This is a genomic window from Bradyrhizobium sp. HKCCYLRH2015 (assembly GCF_051168215.1).
Classification (GTDB): domain Bacteria; phylum Pseudomonadota; class Alphaproteobacteria; order Rhizobiales; family Xanthobacteraceae; genus Bradyrhizobium.
Genome location: NZ_JBNPUO010000001.1, coordinates 470,946 through 488,722, shown reverse-complemented (window position 1 = coordinate 488,722; position 17,777 = coordinate 470,946). Strand labels below are relative to the sequence as shown.

Genomic DNA, 17,777 nt, shown 5'->3' with positions numbered 1-17,777 from the left:
CGCGTCGTTCCATCGAACACATACGCGGCAGCGCTGCTGCGCGTTTCGCATCGCAGCCATGCCGCGCGCCGCGAGACATGCGACGCCTGCGAGGAACCGCACACCGACCGACGACACTCCGTCACATCGCCGCTTCGAACCTGATCCGGCAGACCAGACCTTCGTCGCGATAATCCTGCTCGATGCTGCCGCCGATCGCCGCAAGGCTTGCCCGGATCATGCGCGTGCCGAACCCCTCTTTCCCGGGCGGCTCGATCGGGTGCGGACCGAGTTCGCGCCAGGCCACGGTGCCCCGGCCGCCTTCCTGCGCGATCTGCAGCTCGAGCCGTCCGCCCGGGCCGCGCAGCGCGCCGTATTTGACGGCGTTGGTCGCGAGCTCGTGAAACACCAGCGCGAGGTTGCGCACCGCCTCCGGCCCCAGCGGCATGTCCGGCCCCTCGACCGTCACCGCGCCGGAGGCGCGATACGGCTGCAGCTCGACGTCGAGCAGCATGCGCAAGGTCATCAGGCGGTGATCCGACCAGGCCAGACTGTTGGCGCGCGCGACGGCATCGAGCCGCAGCGCGATCGCTTCTCCCTTGGCGCGATCCTCGCCCGACAGGCTCGATCTGACGATCGCCTGAAACAGCGCGAGCTGATTGTTCACGCGATGCCTCAGCTCGCCGAGCAGCAATTCGCGCGCATGCTCGCTGCGCTTCAGCTCGATCAGCGCGCCGCGACAGAGATGCGCAAGCCAGATGATCAGCGCCGCAGTGCTCAGGAACCCGACGAGGTTGACCGCCTCGGTATGATCAGGACGGTCGGTGAAGCCCACCAGCACCACTGTGGCCGAGAGCCAGGCGGCAAAAATGGCCGCGGGAATGCCGCCGAGCAGCGCGGCGAACACGACCGCGGGATAGAAGGTCGCGTAGGGCAGCGTCGCGCCGGCGAAATCCAACCCGATCCGGCCTGCGGTCGAAATCGCGACAGCAAACGTGGTGAGCAGAAACGTGGTCGCCGACCACTGTCTGCCCCGACCGATCCAATCTGAGAAACGCTGACCCACTCGCACGACTGACCCCGAGCGCAACGTCTATCGCCCGACGCCGCCGGGAACAAGCTGAAGGAACTGCCACTCAGGTGCAAAAATTTTAGGAACTTTTGCAGTGTCGTTGCGTTCAGCCGTCCCTTTTACCATCGCCGGACCGCATCATGCCGCGCCGTGGGAGAAGCCACCATTCAATCGTGACAGACATGCGTCACTGCATAGCGTGAAGCGCGCTGCATCGGGGCTGCTCGAGGGCATCGGTGCTACTCCGCGTCGCGTCCGAGTAGCACGAATGCCGGACGTTGCACGATCAGTTCGTCGCAGGCCGCGCCGACGAACTGATTGGCGATGGTATCGGAGCGCTGCACGTAAGAGAGCTTGTATCCAGCGCCTCTTGTTGCGCTAATCCTAGCGGCTTGCCGCTGAGCGCCGCAGCGTCGATCATGCGACCATGACGACGAAATCGCGCGAGAGACTCTACGGTGCCGGCATCCGCATCGCGCAGGAGCAGGCCGCGCGCGCACGCAAGGAAGCGGATCGTCTGGCCTGCGACGCCTGGAACAAGCGCATGCTCGGCTACAAGGGACCGGCGCAGCCGTCGCCGCTGCTCGGCGATGCGCTGAACGCGGGCTACTACTATCTCGAAGTGCGCTGCCTCGGCTGCGACACCAATCAGACGGTCGCGCTCGACGTCATCAGGCGCGCCAAGACGACGCCGATCCATGAGCTCGAGCGCTACATGCGCTGCCAGGACTGTTCGCGGCTTCGCGGTCATCCCTATAAGCGCAGCGCGCTGGTGGCATTGCGCGAGACCAAGATCTCGGCCGCACATCCGGCCTCGACATGGTGGCCCGGTGAACGATAGACAGTCGAACCGCGCGCGTCGTGTGTCGCCTCTGATCCGCGGAGGTACTCCGATCAGGACCGAGCGCTGCACTCGCAAAAATACATCGACACCCGGAACAAACATGAAGATCCACCGTTCTGAACTGTTGCCGGCGCGGCAGGGAAGCGGAACATGTCAGAGTTTATGACCCAGCCGGACAAGCTGCGGGCCGACGCGGCAGAATGCGCCCTCATTCGTGATCTCGCCACCGACCGCGACAAGCGCGAGCTGTTCGCGCGCCTGGCCGAGCATCTGAGCATGCTCGCCGCCGAGGTCGAACGCGCGGCGCGCGCACCCGACAGCCACGCGGACGCCGGCCTTCGCTGAACCGCTCTCGCGACGACCTGCTCCGATTGCGCTCCGCTGCTGTCGCGGTGCTCGCCACACAATCGCGCAACTCCACTTCGCTATAGATCGGGATGATCCGCGATCGATTCGCGCAGCGAGCGATCACGCCCCTCTCAGCGCCACAGGTGCCGATCTTGCGACGTCTCCTCCCCCGCCTCGCCTGCCTCGTTCTGCCGCTTCTCCTCAGCTTCCCCGCCGCAGCCGCCGAGCTCGTCGGCCGCGTCAGCATCGTCGATGGCGACACGCTGGACATTCATGGCGAGCGCATTCGCCTGTGGGGCATCGACGCGCCCGAAAGCGCGCAGCTCTGCCGCGGCCGCGACCGCAAGCCATATCGTTGCGGCGCGCTGGCCGCCAACACGCTGGACGCGTTCACGCGCGGCAAGGTTCTGCGCTGCCTGCCGGTCGATGGCGATCGCTACGGCCGCATCGTCGCGCGCTGCGCAGCCGGCGCGACGGATCTCGGCCAGTTCATGGTGGCGCGCGGGCTCGCGGTCGAGGAGCCGCAATATTCGCGCGGCGTTTACACCGCCGATCAGCGCGCCGCCCGCCGCGCCGGCCGCGGCATCTGGTCGGGCCGCTTCACCGAGCCGCCGCTCTATCGCAGCTGCATGCATTCAGGTGGAACGACGGCGGTGTGCTCGGACGGCGGGATCGGCTGGCGTTGAGTGGCGCCGCCTTGTCCACCGGCACAACGGCTCAATTGCCACGCCTCGGCGTCTCGCTGTACGGTCGCGCACCGCAAGGACCAGGGCTGGACGAGGACGATGACAGAGACAAAGACGCGCGTGGCGATCCTGTTCGGTGGGCGCTCGGCGGAGCACGACGTCTCGCGCGCCTCGGCGGCCAACATTGTCCGCTCGCTCGATGCCGGCCGCTACGCCGTCACGCTGATCGGCATCACCACCGAGGGACGCTGGGTGCTGGCCGACGCCGCGAATGACGGCACAGGCGCGGCCCTGACAGTGCCCGCGGACGGCCCGCAGATCGTGCTGCTGCCGGCCGGCCGGGGCCGCGCGCTGGTCATCGGCGACGGGCCCCTGCGCGAGCTCGCCTTCGACGTCGTCTTCCCGGTGCTGCACGGTCCGAACGGCGAGGACGGCACCGTGCAGGGCGCGCTGGAGCTCGCCGATGTCGCCTATGTCGGCGGCCGCGTGATGGGATCGGCGGCGGCGATGGACAAGGACGTCGCCAAGCGCCTGCTGCGCGACGCCGGCCTGCCGATCGTGCCGTTCGTCACGATGACCGCCGCATCGGCGGTGAGCTATGAAGCGGCGGTCGCCGCGATGGGCTCGCCCGAGCTGTTCGTCAAGCCGGCCAATCTCGGCTCCTCCGTCGGCATCTCCAAGGCGCGCAACGAAGCGGAGTTCGACGCTGCCTGCCGCCTCGCGCTGCGCTTCGACGGCAAGATCCTGATCGAGCGCTGCATCAGCCCGGTGCGCGAGATCGAATGCGCCGTGCTCGAGCATCCCGACGGCAAGGTGGCGGCTTCCGAGCTCGGCGAGATCGTGCCCGCCGACAGCCACGGCTTCTATTCCTATGAAGCCAAGTACACCGACGCATCCGGCGCCTCGCTGCACGTCCCGGCGCAGGTCGAACCTGCGCTCGCCGCGCGCATCCGCAAGATGGCCACCGAGGTGTTCGGCGTGCTCTGCTGCGAGAGTCTCGCGCGCGTCGACTTCTTCGTCCGCGGCGAGGAGGTCTATGTCAACGAGGTGAACACCCTGCCGGGCTTCACCAACATCAGCATGTATCCGAAGATGTGGGAGGCCACCGGCCTGCCCCAGCCGGCGCTGATGGATCGTCTGATCGCGCATGCGCTGGCGCGGCATGCGCGGCTGAGAGAATTGGCGTCGCAGCGCTGAGGAACGCTTCTGCGGCCGCCGCAGGTCAGCGCGGCGCCACCTTGACGCCGGCGGCGACCCGGTCGCTGGGATAGATGATCACGACATCGCCGCTGGCGACGCCGTCGGCCACGGCGGCGAACCGGCCCGAGCGCCGGATGAGCCGGACGGTGCGCAACTCGGCGCGCCCATCCTTCAGCGCGAACACCGACCAGTCGTCACCGCGCTTGAACAGCGCGCCGGTCGGAACGATGGTCGCGTCCTCCTGCGTGAAGACGACGATCTGCGCATCGAGCTGATAGGCATCGCCGAGCCGCTGCCATTGCTCGGCCGGCGAGACGATGTCGATCAGCACGTTGACGCGCTGCTCCTCGACACCCAGCGTGGAGATCTTCGTGAAGGCCGCCGGCTCGACCCGGCGAACCCGGCCCGACAGGCGGCCTGCCCCGCCCCAGCGATCGATCGTGACCTCGGCGCCGGGACGGATCTCGACCGCGTCGGTGCTGAGCACGTCGATGACCACTTCGAGATCACGGGGATCGCCGAGCTCGAGCAGCGCCGCGCCTGGCTGCACCGTCGTTTCGCTTTCCTGGGTCACTTTCAGCACCAGCCCGCCGACCGGTGCGGTCACGTTCCAGCTATCCGCGGGCGCGTCGGTATCCGTGTTGCTCCCGTAGCGCGCCAGCATCGCCCTGAGCTGACTGAGCTCGTGCTCGGCGGCATGGTCGGCATATTCGGCGGCGCGCAGGTCACGTTCGGCAATCCGCATCGCGAGCTCGGCGCGCTCCCGCGCCTGCGCCGTCGCAGCGCCGCTGGCGGCCAGCGCCATGGTGCGCGCAAGATCAGCGCTCGCCTGCGCGCTCTGCGCCTGCGCCCGCGCCACCACCTCCTTGGCCCGCTCGACATTGGCTTCGGCCGCGCCGAGCTGCTCCTCGACCTCGCGGCGGGAGCGCGGATCGAGCAGCGGTGCCGGCGCCGGCGTGATGGTGGCGACGACGTCGTCGGCCTTGACCTGGTCGCCGGCCTTGAAGCGGATGCGCCCGAGACGGCCGGCGAGCGGCGCCGCCACGACGTAGCGCTGGCGCACCCGCGTCTTGCCGTCGTCATCGACGGTGGCAACGAACCGCCCTTTCGTCACCGCGGCCGTCTCCACCGGGACCGGACCCGGCATCACCATCCAGGCGATGATGCCGGCCGCGGCCAGAACGCTCGATACGATGACGACGCGGCGCAAAACGGGGGGCATGCTCATTCCCTGGTCTTGAGGGCCGCGACCAGATCGAGCCGATCCACCCTCCTGCGAACGATGATGGCGCTGATCGCGGCGCTGGCCAAGACCACCGCGGTCGCGATCAGGTAGGTCCGCGGCGCGATCACACCCGGGATCTGAAAGCTCTCGCTGGAATGCAGCCGCGCGATCAGCCCGATGATGGCGTGCGACAGCAACAGGCCGAGCGGAATCCCGACCGCGATGTCCAGCGCGAACTCGCCGAACAGGATGCCCGCGACCTCGCCGCGGGTGAAGCCGAGCACGCGCAGGCTGGCGAGCTCCCAGGCGCGCTCCTGCAGGCTGATGCGGGCGCTGTTGTAGACCACGCCCACGGTGATGATCGCGGCGAAGCCGGTGAGGATGCCGGCGGTGACGAACACGAGGCCCGCGATCTTCTCGATGAAGGATGCGAGGGTGTAGGCCTTCATGGTGACGGATTCGATTTTCGGCATGCTCTTGAACCTCGCGCCGAGCGCGGCCAGCGCCGCCGGCTCGACATAGAGGCTCGCCGCCGAGATCACCGCGCCTTCGCCGGTGAAGCGGTTGAGCGTATCGATGTCCATGTAGGACGCCATCCCGATCGCCTCGTCGACGATGGCGCTCACCGGCAGGTCGCGCCGCCGGCGGTGGCCCTCCATCGCCTCCACCGTCACGATCTGCCCCGCGCTCAGCGCCAGGCGCTCGGCGAGGCGTCGGGTCAGCGTGATGCCGTCGGGCGCCGCGACGATCGGACGACGTGCGGAATCGTGCGGTCGGCGCAGCTCGTCGGTGGCCGCCAGTCCGATCACCGAGGTGAGGTAGCTCTGGTGCCCGGCCCGCAGCCGCACCGGAACGATGCGCTGGCCTTCGATCGCGAGCACGCCGGGCTGGCGCGCCAGGTCACGCAGGATGGCGCGGTCCATCGGATGGATGAACGTGATCGCGGCGTTGCCGCGCTCGACCAGGTTGAACTGCAGCTCGATCATCTCGCCGATGGCGTCGCGCCAGAAGATCCCGAGTACCATCATCGGCACCGCGAAGGCGATGCCGATGATGGTGAACAGCGAACGGAACGGCCGCCCCGCGACGTTGCGCAGCATCATCATCCGCCGCGCGCCGAACGCCGTGCCGGGCACGATGCGCTCGATCCAGGAGCGGCGGAACCCCAGCGGCATCGCGGGCCGCATCGCCTCTGCCGGCGCAAGGCCGACGACCTCCTGAAGCGCCGTGACCACGCCGAGCGCGCCCGCCGCGACGCTGATCGCGACGCCGGCCACCGCCGCCCAGGGCGCCAGCCGGAATGGCAGCTCGGGCAGACGGAAGAATCCCTGATAGCTCGATATCATGGCATGGCCGAAGCCGACGCCGCCGGCGATGCCGAGCGCCGATCCGATCAGCACGATCACCAGCATCAGCTTGAGATAATGGAAGGTGAGCCGCAGCGTCGGAAAGCCGAGCGCCTTCAGCGCCGCGATCTGCTCGCGCTGCGCGGCGACCAGCCGCCCGAGCGCGCCGTTGAGCAGGAATGTGGCGACACCGAAGAAGATGATGGGGATGGTGATCGACATCACCTTCTGCTGGTTCAACTCGTCCTCGAGAAAGCGGTTCGACGGCTGGTCGCGCCGCGCGATCGCGCCGATCGAGCCATAGGGCTCGAGCAGCCGGTCGAGCTCCTCGATCACGGGCTTGGGATCGACGCCCGGGGCGAGCGCGATCACGGCGTCGTTGAACGCCCCTTTCATATCGAAGGCGGCCTCGGCCGCGCTCCGGTCGACCCACAGGATGGCGTAGAGACGATCGTCGGGGATCGGCAATCCCGGCTTCACCGCGTAGACATATTCCGGCGACAAGGCGATGCCGGAGACCCGGAAGCCCTGCACGCGGCCATTGAGCAGCACGCGGATGTCGTCGCCCGGATTGACGCCATTGGCCTCGGCAAACGCCTCATTGACCGCGGCGCTGCGCGCGGTCCCCGGCTCGGGCGCCGTGCCGCGCCGCAGATGCAAACGCGCCAGCGCTTCGTCGCCCGCGCGGCTCAGCGACACCAGGCGCGCCGAGACCGGCTGCGACGCCGCCGGCCAGTCGACGATCACCTCGCGCACGATGCGCGGCTCGACCGCGACCACGCCGGCGATGGAGCTCAGTCGCGGCACCAGCGCCAGCGGCGCCCGCTTCAGCGTGACGAAGATCTGCGGAAACCGGCCATCGGCATAGAACTGCTCGCAGCCGTCGCGCAGGGACAGATAGGTCGAGACCGAGCCTGCGAACACCGCGACGCCGGCCGCCACCAGCAGCGCGATCGTGATCACCTGCCCGCGCATCGCACCGATGTCGCGCCACAGCTTGCGGTCCAGCAGGCTCACCAATGCACCTCCTCGGCCGACAGCCGCCGTGCATTGCGCTCCTCGCCGACGATGCGCCCGCCGCCGAGCCGCAGCACGCGATCGGCCATGCCGGCGATCGCCGCATTGTGCGTGATGATGATCGTGGTCGTCCCGAGCTGCGCGTTGGCGCGCGCGATCGCGGCGAGCACCACCTTCCCGGTCTCGTAGTCCAGGGCGCCGGTCGGCTCGTCGCACAACAGCACGTCGGGCGCCTTGACCATGGCGCGGGCCACCGCGACGCGCTGCTGCTCGCCTCCGGAGAGCTGCGAGGGAAAGTGGTCGATCCGCCGCTCGAGCCCGACGAGCTTGAGCACCTCGCGCGGATCGAGCGGCCTGTCGGCAATCTCGGTGACCAGCGCGACGTTCTCGAGCACCGTCAGACTCGGGATCAGGTTGTAGAACTGGAACACGAAGCCGACATGTTCGCGCCGGTAGCGCGTCAGCTCGGCATCGCCGGCGCCGACCAGTTGATGATCGCGCCACTGCGCCTCGCCCGAGGTCGGGCTGTCCAGCCCGCCGAGAATGTTGAGCAAGGTCGACTTGCCGGATCCCGAGGGGCCGAGCAGCACCACGAACTCGCCCTCGTAGATGTCGAGATCGACGTCGCGCAACGCATGCACCTCGACCTCGCCCATGCGGTAGGTCTTGGAGAGCTTGCGGGCGCGAAACACGGGTGCGGCGCCCGGATGCTCCGGACGCGCGGCAGCGCTCGCGTCGTTGATCGTGGTCGGACTCATGAGGCCGCAGTTCCTGTCCGGCGAAGGCCTACGCAGAACGCCCGAGACACCTCCATGCCATCGAGGCCGGACGACTTCATAGCCCACAATCGGTCAGCAGCCGTCTTTGCCGGTTGATGCATATCAAGCGACCGACATCATCGGGGCGCGTCACACACATCTGCTCACGTCCATCCCAACGTCGAGACCTCGTAGATCAGCACGGCGGCCCCGAGACAGCGGCGCCAGGGATTGACGCCGCGCACGAGCTCATCGACGGCCCAGACGACGAGACCGGCCTTCACCAGACAATCCAGATTCGCGCCCGTCCGACCCGGCGGGTGCAAGGCCCAGCCCACGAGGCTTCCCACCAGCACGATCCACAGCGCCGGGTTCGGCATCTGGGCGATCGTGATCTCGCCGGTCGCGCGATTGCGGAAGAACCAGTTGAGGAATCGCGACATCGGACCGCCACCGTTCGAGAGCACCAATCAGCTTGCCGATTGCACGTGCCGGGTGAGGCATGCAGCTCTGACAAATGCAGTGAAAGCTCGAGAGACCTGCTTAGGCATGCCTGCGCGCGCCGAACAATCTGCCCCGCCAGCCCCATCCGATGCATACCGCGGAGATCGCCAGCCAGATCAGTCCCGACATCGAGAGCAGCAGATTCTCCCCTGCGCTGCAGGGGCGCCGGAACCTGGAATGCGCCAGCACAGATTCTTCATAGCCGATACAGTCCGCGGAATACGCGCCGATTGCCGCACCGGCCATCAGGATGACGACATAGACGAGTGCCACCAGGAACAGATAGCCGCAGATGACGGCCAGCCGCCGCGGCCTGGACGGCATGCCCGGGTCACTCAGATCACGGCGTTCGGTGATGTAGTCGTGCGGCCGCGCCTTGGCAGGATCGCGGATCTGCACCGTCGAGCGGGTCAACAGATCGTGCAGGGCCTGATTGCGCTGGGTCGCCGCCATGACGATGAAGGAGTACCAACCGAGCAGAGCCTTCAGAGCCGATCGGGCCAGCGCCTTGCCGAAGCCTGGATTGCCACCATGGCGATCATCCACCACGCGCAGATTGGCGGCATAATGTCCCAAGGTGCTGCCCGTCACGGACACCAGCACCGGCTCATACAACAGCAGCATCGCGACGACCAAAATTCCCAGCGGGCGTGAGAAATCATCGTTGCGCGCCGAGGCTGCAATCGACAGCGCGCCGAAGATCAGGCTGACCGCCACAATCCAGTCGATCACGATGGCCCTCAGACGACGGCCGAACCGAGCATAGTACGGCCGGCCTCCGGCCGCCGTGGCACGGGCCTGTACATCGGCTTTAAAGCTCATCGGGTCCCCCAATCAGGCGCGTGCCGTCGTCCAACAGGACGACGCGATTGGAACGCCGACCGCCATTTCAATCCGCTCCCGTCCGGTCATGCGGCAGCGCCGATCCAATTCTTTCTCGTGAGAGAGATTGCACCGATGGACGAGGCTCGATCAAGGCCGGTGAGCGCACAGCGCCGAGAGATTGCAGCGTGCAAGATCATGCCGACGACGAACCAATACGCAAAGCGCAATCGTACGCGCCCAGACATGCCGATGCTGCTGTCAAGGTCGCGCAACAAGTCGGTATATTGCCTTCGCAACCTGACCGCCCGAACCCCAGGATTCGATATCCAAACTCACCGCGGCGGCGGCATCTTCTCGAATTTCGGCAGCGCCGGATCGAGATGATCCCAGGGGTGTCCGGCCGCGGTCCAGGACACCAGTTGCGGCCGGTAGCGGCCGGGGTCGTCGAGACTCGCCGGCGTAACGATGAACACATCGGGCATCGCCGGAAACGTCAGGTGCATCGACGAGCCACAGGTCGGACAGAACGCGCGCCGCTTGACGGTGCCGCCGTCGCCTGTGGTCTGCCAGTGCGACACCTTGCCGTCGACCTTCACCTCCGCCGCGACGAAGGTCAAATGCGATTGATGCCCGGTGCCACTGTCGCGCTGACATTGCCGGCACTGGCAGTCCAGCATCACAGCCGGCTCGCCCGTGATCTCGTAGCGGACTGCGCCGCAGGCGCAGCCGCCGGCAAAGGAATTCGTCATGTCGCTCTCCTTGTTCAATGCGGCCGCTGCGATGACGCCTGCTCGGCGACGATCTGATCGAGCTTCTCGACCACCGTCTTCCAGCCCTCGCCCATCTTGCGATACGCCGTCTCGTTGGCCGGCAGCACGAAGCCGGAATGCACCAGGCGAAGGCGCGTGCCCGTGTCGGCCCTGGTCAGGCTGAAGGTGACCACCGTCTCCAGCTTCGCGCCGTAGCCGACATTGCTGTCGTGGCCACCCCTCCACGCGTAGGACAGCCGCTCGTTCGGCACGACCTCCAGCACCTCGCAGTGAATGGTGCCGTCCCATTGGCCCGCCGCCGTGGTCTGAAACGTGAAGCGATTGCCCGTGACGGGCTCGAAGCCCTTGGGCGCCATCAGCCAGCGGCCGATCAGGTCGCCATTGGTCAGGGCTTTCCAGATGATCTCCGGCGCATGAGGAAAGATGTCCTCGACGACGATGGCCTGCGTCTTGGCATTCACGGCTTGGTTCATGGATCGATGTCCTTCAGCAGGTTTCTCAGATTGGCGAAGCGGTCGCGCCAGAACACGCCGTAATGGCTCATCCAGTCGGCCAGCGGCTCCAGGCCGCGGGGCTCGGCGCGGTAATAGACCTTGCGCCCCTCGGGGCGCTCGCAGACCAGGCCGGCCTGCTTCAGGGATTTCAGATGCTGCGAGATGGCGCCCTGCGTGACGGTGCTGCCGCGCGTGAGCTCGACGACGGTGATCTCGTCGGAATTGACGATGCGCTCGAACACCGCGCGCCGGGTCGGGTCGGCCAGCGCGCGCATGACGGCGGTGATGGGTTCAGGCTGGAGCATGGAGAAACAATAGTAATCGCTAATCAATTAGTCAATACTAATGTTATCGAAGTGCCGCGTGGCCCTGACGCCGTCGCAGCTCTCCACCCGCGCGATGGCACCGCTAGAAAATCCGAATTTTTTGCTTCCGTTTTTCAGAATTCAATGTTATGGTGTCGCATCCCGTCCCACTTGAGGGGCGCATCGCGATCGTCACGAGCGTTGGGTGCGGGATGCGGTGGGCGTGTCGGGTTGCAGCGTGAGCGATCATGCCGACGAACGATCCGATGCGTACGGCGAAGTCGTGTGGTCCTGGCATCCCGGTGCTGATGCCAAGCTGGCGCTGCAAGTTCGACGAGCGCGCTGGCGACGGGGGCAAGAAAGCCGATCCCCGGGGAGATCACGTATAAGCCGTTCAAACCATTGCGCGGGGAAGGCCGGGATGATCCGGCCCGTACCTGTGGTTCCTGCCGCCTGCATTTATTTCGCAGGCGGGCCATGGGTGCGACCGGCACCCGGCCTTTCCCGCGCCCTCATCTAGGAGAGGGCGATGAGATGAGCAACACTCGGACGCGAAAGCGGGCGCGAGGATGAGAGCGCATGTTTTGCCCATGTCTCACCGCCGTCATTGCAAGGAGCGCAGCGACGACTTGTCCGCCATAGCCCGAAGGGCGACGGCGGAAGCAATCCAGAGTCGTCGCGGGACTCTGGATTGCTTCGCTTCGCTCGCAATTATGCTTTCATTTCCGCTGTCGTCCCCGCAAGCTGCGGCAACGCGCAAGCGTTGGCCCGGCGCCGACCCGGGACTCCTACGCCGCGGCGGTTGTTTGAGGCACGCTGGAGCGGACGGCCTTGGCGCCAATTTCCGCCGGTGGTTATGGATCCCGGCGTTCGCCGGGATGACATCGGTTTCTGGATGACCAGCTTGGCTCACATGCGCGTTTTTGAACCTTCCCTTCCGCCGCTGGAGCACACCCAAGCGCCTCACTCCCGCCAAATCCCGCAGAAAAACCGACTGAATCCGCCTTCCCGATCCGGTACACTCGCCGCGTGACCCATCGCCCTACGATTCTCGTGTTCGACTCCGGCCTCGGCGGCCTCAGCGTGCTGCGCGAGGTGGTGCGGGCGCGGCCTGACGCCCACTACGTCTATGTCGCCGACGACGCCTTCTTTCCCTACGGCCATCACAGCGAGCAGGCGCTGGTCGCCCGCGTGGTGCCGCTGATGGGCGAGCTGATCGCCGCGCACCGGCCCGACCTCGTCGTGATCGCCTGCAACACCGCCTCCGTGCAGACGCTGGCGCCGCTGCGGGCCGCCTACCCCACGCCCTTCGTCGGCACCGTGCCGGCGATCAAGCCGGCTTGCGCGCAGTCAAAGACCAGGCGCGTCTCCGTGCTCGGCACCAAGGCGACCGTGCAGCGCGAATACACCCACGCGCTGATCCGCGATTTTGCGCAAGGCTGCAACGTCACCCTGGTCGGCTCGCCGGAGCTTGCGTCACTGGCGGAGGCCGCGCTCAGCGGAACGCAGGTCAGCGACGCGGCCATCGCCGCCGAGATCGCACCCTGCTTCGTGGGCGACGCCGCCGATCCCGCTGATCGAACCGACACGGTCGTGCTCGCTTGCACGCATTATCCGCTGCTGCTCGACCGGCTCGAACGCCTGGCGCCCTGGCCCGTCACCTGGATCGATCCGGCACCGGCGATCGCGCGCCGCGTCGTCGACCTGCTGGGCCCCCCGGCTGGCGACGCCGACGATGGCGGCGCCACCATGATCTTCACCTCGAACAAGCCACATCAGCTCGGCCGCGCGCTCACGCCCTATTTCGGCGGCCGCGTCCCGGCCTGACGGAGACCGCCGATGTCCGCACCGCCCCAACCGCTCAACCGCCTCAAGCAGGCCTGGCGCGACAGGAGGCCGACGTTCGGCGCCATCGCCACCATCCCGAGCATCCAGACGGTGCGCATCATGGCGCAACAGCTCGACTGGATCATCGTCGACCTCGAGCACGGGCCGATCGATCTCTCCACCGCGCATGCGATGATCACGGCCACCGCGGGCACGCCCTGCGTGCCGCTGGTGCGCATCGCCGCCAACGAGCCGCACCTGGCGAAGGCGCCGATGGACCTCGGGGCCCTCGGCATCAACTTCCCGATGATTTCCAGCCGCACCGAGGCCGAGAAGGCGGTCCGCAGCGTGCGCTACCCGCCCCGCGGCGACCGCCTGTGGGGTCCGTTCCACGCTCCGTTCCACTGGAACGTGTCGATGGCCGATTACATGGCGACGGCCGATGACGACATGATCTGCATGGTCACGATCGAGCATGTCGAGGCGGTCGAGCGGATCGACGAGATCATGGCGACGCCCGGCATCGACATCGCGGTGATCGGCCCGGGCGATCTCGCGACCTCGATCAACAAGCGCGGGCAACTCGATGATCCCCTGGTGAAATCCCTCATCGCCCGCGCCGAGGCCGGCATCCTCAGATCGGGCGTGCCGATCGGCGGCGCCGCGCGCAGCGCCGATCAGGCCAATGCGATGATCGCGCGCGGCTACGTCGCGCTGGCGCTCGGCTTCGACTGGTCCCTGTTCCAGCGCGGCATTGCCGCAAGCTTCGAGGGGATCAAGCGCTGATTCAGGGCCGCTTCACGTTCCAAACGAAAAACAGGATTGGGGGAGAAGCCCATGACGAAGAAGACGATTTTGGGCACGTCGCTGGCCGTGTTCGGGCCGCTGGCCGCACAGGCGCCCTAGAGCGGCGCTTCCGTAACCCGGCCTGCGGTGTTAACAGCAGCCGCCGCCGGGGAGCCGGATCAGGCCAAGCACAACAAACGGGAGCGACAGGTTCAGGATGCGCGGAACGACCAGGCCGATTTCGCTGCACCGCCGTCTGATCATCGATCTGATGCACGCCTCGCGCGGCGTGCCGTTCGTGTCGCTGGCCCGGACGATCCAGCTCGGGCCGCTGCTGGAGGCCCGCGCCGCGGCCGTCCGCCCGCCCGGTTTCGCCGCGATCTTCGTCAAGGCGTTCGCCCTGGTCGCCCGCGACGAGCCGGTGCTGCGCACGCTTTACACCGGCTGGCCGCGGCGCTGCCTCTACGAGCTGCCGCGCAGCGTCGCCACCGTCACCATCGCCCGGGTCGAGAATGGCGAGGATTGCGTGCTGCCGCAGCGCGTCTCCGCCCCCGAAGCCATGTCGCTGGCCGAGATCGACGCGGTCATCCGGCAGGGCAAGGAGGCGCCGGTCGGGGACGTCGCCATGTTCCGTAAGATCATGCGGGCGACCCGGCTGCCGCTGCCGCTGCGCCGGTTCGCCTGGTGGGTCGGGCTGAATTTCGGCCGCCAGCGCGCCAACTGGTTCGGCAATTTCTCGGTCACCAGCGTCGCCGCGTGCGGCGGCGGCCAGCTCCTCGCCCTGAGCCCGGGACCGTTCATCATCAATTACGACGTCGTCGGGCCGGACCAGACGATTGCCATCCTGATCCGCTGGGATCACCGGGTTACCGACGGTGCCATGATCGCCCGGACGGCGATCCGGCTCGAACAGGTGCTGAACGGGGAGATCGCGGCCGAACTGCGGGCCCGCCCGGTTCCCGGGCGCGGGCCGGCGGAGGCTGACCCGGGATGCGAGGCGGGGCGGCGGAAAATGACCGTCCTGAAGGGGCCGAAAGGGTGATTTTGCCGGCAAAAGCGGCGGTTGCGGTTTGACAAGCCGGCAGTTTCTCGCCTAAGAACCCCCTGCTCGCGGGCCGCTTTCGGCCCGCGTTGCGTTTCGCGACCCGTGGCCTTCTCCCTTCATGCTTTGGGGAGGGGCCTGTCGGTGGACCGGATTTTCCGGACACACAGGAGGGCGCGTTTCCTCAAACCCTAACTTGATCGAAGAGGACGCGATGACTAAGCGCAGTGAGGCGAAGTACAAGATCGATCGCCGCATGGGCCAGAACATCTGGGGCCGCCCGAAGAGCCCCGTCAACCGCCGCGAATACGGCCCCGGCCAGCACGGCCAGCGCCGCAAGGGCAAGCTGTCCGATTTCGGCGTGCAGCTGCGCGCCAAGCAGAAGCTGAAGGGCTACTACGCCAACATCTCCGAGCGCCAGTTCCACGGCATCTATGTCGAGGCCGGCCGTCTCAAGGGCGACACCGGCGAGAACCTGATCGGCATTCTCGAGCGCCGTCTCGACACCGTCGTGTTCCGCGCCAAGTTCGTGTCGACCATGTTCGCCGCGCGCCAGTTCATCAACCACGGCCACATCAAGGTGAACGGCCGCAAGGTCAACATCGCGAGCTACCAGGTCAAGCCGGGCGACGTGATCGAGGTCAAGGAAGCCTCGAAGCAGCTCGCCGTGGTGCTGGAAGCGAGCCAGCTCGCCGAGCGTGACGTGCCCGACTACATCGAGGCCGATCACGGCAAGATGACCGCGAAGTTCATCCGCATCCCGGCGCTGTCGGACGTGCCGTTCGCGGTGCAGATGGAGCCGCATCTGATCGTCGAGTTCTACTCGCGCTGATCTTGACCGGACTGCGGTCCGGCACCATCTGATAATCCGAAGGCCCTGGCACGCGCCGGGGCCTTTGCTTTTTGGGGTTTCGGATGCGGCGAACCGATTCCCGAATGCCACACTTGCCACGAATTCGCCCCAACCTGGGCTGACAGGGAATCCGTCCCGTGATTCACTGTCTGCAGTTGTAAAGTAGCGGGGCGTTCGCCATGGAGTTCAACAGGCGCAATATCATCTTTGGTGCGTTGCCGACCGATGCGGTCGGCGCCCCGCCTCTGCCGCCGTTGCGGGCGCCGCCGCTCACCGCTCCGCCGTTACGCGCACGGACCTCCGGCGTCCGCTATCGCTTCAACGACGGCCTCTATCCCTCGACCGTCTTCGACATCCTCGAACGCTCCTGCTGGCACGTCCAGTCCGATGCGACAGCCCATGTGATCCGCCATGTCGGGACCGGGCTCACCTTTGCCGATGCGCAGCTTCGCCACGATCCCTACGCGCTCGAGCTTCTCCACTGTTTCGACGACTCGCGCGAGCTCACCGACGAATGGCACACCATGCTGGTGGGCTGGGCCGCGGTGAACATGGGCTGGAACGTCAAGCGGCAGCGCCCGGGCGCCGCGCTGCTGCTTTCACCGTCGCGGCAGAGCCCGCTCGAACCCTGGGTGTTCGACTGCACCGCGGCGCCGCCGCTGGTCGCCGAGCCGATCGAGAGCAAGCCGTTGCGGCGGCCGGACATCTGGCTCAACCCGCCGCGCGCGGCGTAGTCGAGGAGGCGTTTTGCGGGAGCGTTGCGAGTTGGGTAAGGTCGGGTCGTGATAAGCGAACGAGGACTGCCGATGTATTACACCCCGCCCCCGCGCGATCCCAAGGCGCCGCCCGTGCGCGTCAATCTGCTGTCGGACACGCAGACCCGCCCGACGCCCGCAATGCGCGAAGCCATGGCGCGGGCCGAGGTCGGCGACGAGCAGATCGGCGACGACCCGACCGTGCACGAGCTCACCGCCCGCGTCGCCGCCCTGCTCGGCAAGGAGGCGGCGGTGCTGATGCCGTCGGGCACGATGTGCAATGTCGGGGCGACCTTGGTGCATTGCCGGCCGGGCGACGAGATCCTGGCGCACGAGACCGCGCACATCATCTCGCGCGAGGGCGGCGCGCATGCGGCGCTCGGTGGTTTCCAGGTGACGCAGCTGAAGGGCCCCGACGGGCAGTTCACACCGGAGACCTTTCGCGCCGCGCTACATCCGCGCAGCCGCTACCAGCCGCCGCAGACCGTGGTCAGCGTCGAGCAGACCGCCAATATCGGCGGCGGCACGATCTGGAAGAAGGCTGATCTCGACGAGATCGTCGAGATCGCCAAGGCGAATGCAATGGCGACGCATATGGACGGCGCGCGGCTGCTCAACGCGACCGTCGCCACCGGCATTCCCGCGGCCGAGATGACCGCGGGCTGGGACTCGGCCTGGATCGATTTCTCCAAGGGACTGGGCGCGCCGATCGGCGGCGTGCTCGCCGGCAGCGCCGCCTTCATCGACGAAGTGTGGCGCTGGAAGCAGCGGCTCGGCGGCGCGATGCGCCAGGCCGGCGTCGTCGCGGCGGCCTGCATCTACGCGCTCGATCATCACGTCGGCCGGCTCGCCGAGGATCACGCCAATGCGCGGGCGCTGGCGCGCGGGCTGTCGCAGATCCAGGGCGTCGAGGTGCAGGAGCCCGAGACCAATCTGGTGTTCTTCAAGCCGGATGGCGCCGGCGTGTCAGGCGACAAGATGGTGAGTGAACTACGCAAGCGCGGCGTGCTGCTGGCGATGATGGACGGCCGCATCCGTGCCTGCACGCATCTCGACGTGTCAGCCGCTATGATTGAGGAAGCGATCGGCCATGTCAGGGAGATCGTGCGCGGCGCATGACGATCATGACGCGAGGGCTGCG

19 protein-coding genes are annotated in these 17,777 nt (G+C 67.2%); 10 read left to right on the top strand and 9 right to left on the bottom strand.

The annotated features are described in order from the left end of the window. Positions 1 to 121: 121 nt before the first annotated feature. Positions 122 to 1,069 (bottom strand): sensor histidine kinase, encoded by a 948-nt coding sequence (locus ACQR1H_RS02100; RefSeq protein WP_315801181.1) that lies wholly within the window; start codon positions 1,067 to 1,069, stop codon positions 122 to 124. A 409-nt stretch (positions 1,070 to 1,478) separates the two neighbouring features. Between ACQR1H_RS02100 and ACQR1H_RS02095 the strand changes: the two genes are divergently transcribed. From ACQR1H_RS02095 to ACQR1H_RS02080, 4 genes are all read left to right on the top strand, one after another. Next, positions 1,479 to 1,892, top strand: a complete 414-nt coding sequence (locus ACQR1H_RS02095) for a hypothetical protein (RefSeq protein ID WP_315801182.1) — start codon at positions 1,479 to 1,481, stop codon at positions 1,890 to 1,892. Positions 1,893 to 2,057: 165 nt separating this feature from the next. Continuing rightward, positions 2,058 to 2,240: a hypothetical protein gene (locus tag ACQR1H_RS02090; protein WP_409997892.1), complete on the top strand. Its 183-nt coding sequence runs from the start codon at positions 2,058 to 2,060 to the stop codon at positions 2,238 to 2,240. Between the two features lie 152 nt (positions 2,241 to 2,392). After that, complete coding sequence (locus ACQR1H_RS02085; protein ID WP_315801379.1) at positions 2,393 to 2,929, top strand: thermonuclease family protein; 537 nt, start codon at positions 2,393 to 2,395, stop codon at positions 2,927 to 2,929. A 99-nt stretch (positions 2,930 to 3,028) separates the two neighbouring features. After that, positions 3,029 to 4,126 carry a D-alanine--D-alanine ligase family protein gene (locus tag ACQR1H_RS02080; protein WP_434899193.1) on the top strand — a complete coding sequence of 366 codons (1,098 nt, stop codon included), beginning with the start codon at positions 3,029 to 3,031 and terminating at the stop codon, positions 4,124 to 4,126. 25 nt (positions 4,127 to 4,151) lie between these two features. Here ACQR1H_RS02080 and ACQR1H_RS02075 read toward each other — a convergent pair whose 3' ends face one another. The 8 genes from ACQR1H_RS02075 to ACQR1H_RS02040 all read right to left on the bottom strand — a co-directional run bounded on the left by ACQR1H_RS02075 (position 4,152) and on the right by ACQR1H_RS02040 (position 11,373). After that, positions 4,152 to 5,351 (bottom strand): efflux RND transporter periplasmic adaptor subunit, encoded by a 1,200-nt coding sequence (locus ACQR1H_RS02075; protein ID WP_316215938.1) that lies wholly within the window; start codon positions 5,349 to 5,351, stop codon positions 4,152 to 4,154. 2 nt (positions 5,352 to 5,353) lie between these two features. Next, positions 5,354 to 7,720 carry an ABC transporter permease gene (locus ACQR1H_RS02070; RefSeq protein ID WP_434907046.1) on the bottom strand — a complete coding sequence of 789 codons (2,367 nt, stop codon included), beginning with the start codon at positions 7,718 to 7,720 and terminating at the stop codon, positions 5,354 to 5,356. Beyond that, positions 7,714 to 8,475 carry an ABC transporter ATP-binding protein gene (locus ACQR1H_RS02065; RefSeq protein ID WP_315801187.1) on the bottom strand — a complete coding sequence of 254 codons (762 nt, stop codon included), beginning with the start codon at positions 8,473 to 8,475 and terminating at the stop codon, positions 7,714 to 7,716. The genes ACQR1H_RS02070 and ACQR1H_RS02065 overlap by 7 nt, the downstream gene beginning before the upstream one ends. Before the next feature lie 164 nt (positions 8,476 to 8,639). Next, on the bottom strand, positions 8,640 to 8,918 hold the full coding sequence (locus tag ACQR1H_RS02060; RefSeq protein ID WP_315801380.1) for a hypothetical protein: 279 nt from the start codon (positions 8,916 to 8,918) through the stop codon (positions 8,640 to 8,642). A gap of 100 nt (positions 8,919 to 9,018) precedes the next feature. Next, a complete protein-coding gene (locus tag ACQR1H_RS02055; RefSeq protein ID WP_434892350.1) occupies positions 9,019 to 9,813 on the bottom strand; it encodes an RDD family protein in 795 nt (264 codons plus the stop codon). Between the two features lie 323 nt (positions 9,814 to 10,136). After that, entirely contained in the window at positions 10,137 to 10,553 is a 417-nt protein-coding gene (locus ACQR1H_RS02050) for a GFA family protein (RefSeq protein ID WP_434907045.1), read from the bottom strand. 14 nt (positions 10,554 to 10,567) lie between these two features. Then, complete coding sequence (locus tag ACQR1H_RS02045) at positions 10,568 to 11,047, bottom strand: SRPBCC family protein (RefSeq protein WP_434907044.1); 480 nt, start codon at positions 11,045 to 11,047, stop codon at positions 10,568 to 10,570. Continuing rightward, positions 11,044 to 11,373 carry an ArsR/SmtB family transcription factor gene (locus ACQR1H_RS02040; protein WP_434907043.1) on the bottom strand — a complete coding sequence of 110 codons (330 nt, stop codon included), beginning with the start codon at positions 11,371 to 11,373 and terminating at the stop codon, positions 11,044 to 11,046. Before ACQR1H_RS02040 ends, ACQR1H_RS02045 begins: the two co-directional genes overlap by 4 nt. 1,029 nt (positions 11,374 to 12,402) lie before the next feature. Here ACQR1H_RS02040 and murI point away from each other — a divergent pair. The 6 genes from murI (at position 12,403) to ACQR1H_RS02010 (ending at position 17,755) form a co-directional block, all read left to right on the top strand. Beyond that, positions 12,403 to 13,200 carry a glutamate racemase gene (gene murI / locus ACQR1H_RS02035; RefSeq protein WP_315801192.1) on the top strand — a complete coding sequence of 266 codons (798 nt, stop codon included), beginning with the start codon at positions 12,403 to 12,405 and terminating at the stop codon, positions 13,198 to 13,200. A 12-nt stretch (positions 13,201 to 13,212) separates the two neighbouring features. Beyond that, the gene (locus ACQR1H_RS02030) at positions 13,213 to 13,986 is read left to right on the top strand and encodes an HpcH/HpaI aldolase family protein (protein WP_434907042.1); all 774 of its coding nucleotides are present in this window, start codon (positions 13,213 to 13,215) and stop codon (positions 13,984 to 13,986) included. 217 nt (positions 13,987 to 14,203) lie between these two features. Next, positions 14,204 to 15,028, top strand: a complete 825-nt coding sequence (locus ACQR1H_RS02025) for an acyltransferase (protein WP_434907041.1) — start codon at positions 14,204 to 14,206, stop codon at positions 15,026 to 15,028. Between the two features lie 214 nt (positions 15,029 to 15,242). Next, positions 15,243 to 15,860 carry a 30S ribosomal protein S4 gene (gene rpsD / locus ACQR1H_RS02020; protein ID WP_315801195.1) on the top strand — a complete coding sequence of 206 codons (618 nt, stop codon included), beginning with the start codon at positions 15,243 to 15,245 and terminating at the stop codon, positions 15,858 to 15,860. Positions 15,861 to 16,060: 200 nt separating this feature from the next. Further along, positions 16,061 to 16,615 (top strand): hypothetical protein, encoded by a 555-nt coding sequence (locus ACQR1H_RS02015; RefSeq protein WP_316215933.1) that lies wholly within the window; start codon positions 16,061 to 16,063, stop codon positions 16,613 to 16,615. A gap of 72 nt (positions 16,616 to 16,687) precedes the next feature. Next, entirely contained in the window at positions 16,688 to 17,755 is a 1,068-nt protein-coding gene (locus ACQR1H_RS02010) for a threonine aldolase family protein (RefSeq protein ID WP_316238809.1), read from the top strand. Positions 17,756 to 17,777 lie beyond the last annotated feature (22 nt).

Bases quoted from the DNA above. Each gene is read 5' to 3' on its own strand.
- ACQR1H_RS02050 (WP_434907045.1), bottom strand. From the start codon at position 10,553: ATGACGAATTCCTTTGCCGGCGGCTGCGCCTGCGGCGCAGTCCGCTAC.
- ACQR1H_RS02080 (WP_434899193.1), top strand. From the start codon at position 3,029: ATGACAGAGACAAAGACGCGCGTGGCGATCCTGTTCGGTGGGCGCTCG.
- ACQR1H_RS02010 (WP_316238809.1), top strand. From the start codon at position 16,688: ATGTATTACACCCCGCCCCCGCGCGATCCCAAGGCGCCGCCCGTGCGC.
- ACQR1H_RS02030 (WP_434907042.1), top strand. From the start codon at position 13,213: ATGTCCGCACCGCCCCAACCGCTCAACCGCCTCAAGCAGGCCTGGCGC.
- ACQR1H_RS02065 (WP_315801187.1), bottom strand. From the start codon at position 8,475: ATGAGTCCGACCACGATCAACGACGCGAGCGCTGCCGCGCGTCCGGAG.
- ACQR1H_RS02015 (WP_316215933.1), top strand. From the start codon at position 16,061: ATGGAGTTCAACAGGCGCAATATCATCTTTGGTGCGTTGCCGACCGAT.
- ACQR1H_RS02075 (WP_316215938.1), bottom strand. From the start codon at position 5,351: ATGCCCCCCGTTTTGCGCCGCGTCGTCATCGTATCGAGCGTTCTGGCC.
- ACQR1H_RS02045 (WP_434907044.1), bottom strand. From the start codon at position 11,047: ATGAACCAAGCCGTGAATGCCAAGACGCAGGCCATCGTCGTCGAGGAC.
- ACQR1H_RS02090 (WP_409997892.1), top strand. From the start codon at position 2,058: ATGACCCAGCCGGACAAGCTGCGGGCCGACGCGGCAGAATGCGCCCTC.
- ACQR1H_RS02095 (WP_315801182.1), top strand. From the start codon at position 1,479: ATGACGACGAAATCGCGCGAGAGACTCTACGGTGCCGGCATCCGCATC.
- ACQR1H_RS02025 (WP_434907041.1), top strand. From the start codon at position 14,204: ATGCGCGGAACGACCAGGCCGATTTCGCTGCACCGCCGTCTGATCATC.
- ACQR1H_RS02040 (WP_434907043.1), bottom strand. From the start codon at position 11,373: ATGCTCCAGCCTGAACCCATCACCGCCGTCATGCGCGCGCTGGCCGAC.
- rpsD (WP_315801195.1), top strand. From the start codon at position 15,243: ATGACTAAGCGCAGTGAGGCGAAGTACAAGATCGATCGCCGCATGGGC.
- ACQR1H_RS02060 (WP_315801380.1), bottom strand. From the start codon at position 8,918: ATGTCGCGATTCCTCAACTGGTTCTTCCGCAATCGCGCGACCGGCGAG.